Origin of the sequence: Streptomyces sp. ID05-39B (assembly GCF_033794725.1) — a bacterium.
Taxonomy (GTDB): domain Bacteria; phylum Actinomycetota; class Actinomycetes; order Streptomycetales; family Streptomycetaceae; genus Streptomyces; species Streptomyces bobili.
Map to the genome: position 1 here is coordinate 1 of NZ_JARGEF010000522.1, position 1,011 is coordinate 1,011.

Genomic DNA, 1,011 nt, shown 5'->3' on the forward strand with positions numbered 1-1,011 from the left:
AGTTTTTTTAAGGGCCCTGCACCCCCTCGTCCAGGACTTCCTCGACACCCTCCCCAGCGACCGACGCGACCGCTACACCGGCCGCTGCGCCGAAGCACTCCTCATCTCCCGGCACATCGCCGCGGCCGACGCCACCCGCAGCAGACGCGCCACCCGCAGACCCATGACCAACGGCGAAGCCCGCAAAGCACTCAAACAGGCGAAACTCACCGCCCGGCGCATCCGCGAGGACGGCGACCCCCTCCACGGCAGCTTCGCCGCCCCCTGCCGTGCCTGCACCGCCCTCAGCGCCCACTTCGGCGTCCGCATCGTCGACCCCACCGACGAGAGCTGACCTCACCCCACACACCACCCCGCGCCGCCCCACGACCCCGACGAACGAAGGGCAGATGCACCCCGACCGCACCACCACACGCTTCGCCGTACCCGCCGACGCCGCCCTGCGCGCCGCCGGCTGGCAACCCGGACGCTGGGACATCAAACAGGCCGAAATCTGGGCCGACGCCCTACGCGAACACACCTCACCGGCCGGCCACCGCCACGCCGTCTTCCCCGCCGCCGTCGAGGCCTGGGCCGAATTCGGCGGCCTCCACATCACCCCCACAGGACCTGGCCGCCAGATCGCCCCCGCAGCCGTCCACCTCGACCCCCTCCACGGCCTCCACCTCGCCCGCACCCTCGCCGACCTCGGCCGCGCCCTCGACACCGACGTCAGCCCCCTGGGCGCCGAGACCGACAGCCACTCCCTCCTCGCCATCGACGCCGAAGGCCGCGTCTACGCCCTCGACCACACCGGCGACTGGTACCTCGGCCCCACCATCGACCAAGCCCTCACCGCTCTCATCTCCGGCGTCGAACCCGTCCGCCTCACCGCAGGCTGACCCCCCGGGGCCCTCACCCCTACTCCGCCGGAATCACCGCCGACACCCGGAAACCCCCCGCATCCGTCGGCCCCGACACGAACCCCCCAGGCAAGCGCAACCTTTGGGGGGGACCCTGGAGGGGGGGGGA

General features: G+C 72.4%; 2 protein-coding genes. Both read left to right on the forward strand.

All coding sequences use genetic code 11. From position 1 onward, the window contains the following. The coding region (locus tag P1P75_RS41660) for a YwqJ-related putative deaminase (protein ID WP_319265280.1) at positions 1 to 334 on the forward strand (334 nt) is incomplete at its 5' end. 55 nt (positions 335 to 389) lie between these two features. Further along, positions 390 to 881, forward strand: coding sequence for an SUKH-3 domain-containing protein (locus P1P75_RS41665; protein WP_319265283.1), 492 nt, complete (start codon positions 390 to 392; stop codon positions 879 to 881). The last annotated feature ends 130 nt before the right edge of the window (positions 882 to 1,011 follow it).

What these genes read in the sequence shown, in the direction of transcription:
- P1P75_RS41665 (WP_319265283.1), top strand. Translation starts at nt 390, where the DNA reads ATGCACCCCGACCGCACCACCACACGCTTCGCCGTACCCGCCGACGCC.